General features: G+C 56.5%; 2 protein-coding genes. Both read left to right on the plus strand.

What is annotated here, in order from left to right:
- On the plus strand, window positions 1–227 hold a 227-nt coding region (locus EIP75_RS23870), incomplete at its 5' end, for a hypothetical protein (RefSeq protein WP_233585034.1).
- An 11-nt stretch (window positions 228–238) separates the two neighbouring features.
- On the plus strand, window positions 239–580 hold the full coding sequence (locus EIP75_RS23875; RefSeq protein WP_125245677.1) for a hypothetical protein: 342 nt from the start codon (window positions 239–241) through the stop codon (window positions 578–580).
- The last annotated feature ends 39 nt before the right edge of the window (window positions 581–619 follow it).

Consider the following 619-nt stretch of genomic DNA (forward strand, 5'->3'; position numbering starts at 1 on the left):
TTTTCTGCAGCCTCGTTAGGCGCTACAAGAGTAAGAGACCAATGAGCAAGCCCCGCGACGACTCCGGACTCTGGACCATTCACGGCTTCGTAGAACTGGCTGTACGTATGGGCCTGATCTCTGGCGCGGCCTTCTCGGCAGCTCTCGGCCAGCTGCTTCTTGCTACGGCGCTACTGGCACTGGCGGCAGGCATCTTCTTAAGGTTCAAACGTCGACCAAAAAAATGATCCGCGCAGCCTTGAACACCCTGACAGAGTTCTTTCTTCACGTCGCATCAGTTCTTGCCATCGTCGGGCTCCTTCCATGGCCGATTGATGCACGCATCGGAACCGCCTTGCTGCATTCACTCGCTGTCATGTATCTTCAAAGCCGCTGGCCTTTTCATGCATGGCGCTATCTGCTTCTGTCCAGTAGCGCCCTCGCTGTTGCCTACGCGGCCGCCATGTACGCTCAAGGGCCAGCCAAACTACTCGCTAAAACTTTTGGCATCGCTGCCATGCAACCATTAGCCAACAGCTTGCCATCGGCGGGCGCGCCTAACTGGGCGTATATGGACTCCCCCACGAAGGCAAGAGGCTGACTGAATGGTTGGCAACCAAAGGAAGGCCTGCAGTCGTAT

The organism is Aquabacterium soli (assembly GCF_003933735.1).
Classification (GTDB): domain Bacteria; phylum Pseudomonadota; class Gammaproteobacteria; order Burkholderiales; family Burkholderiaceae_C; genus Aquabacterium; species Aquabacterium soli.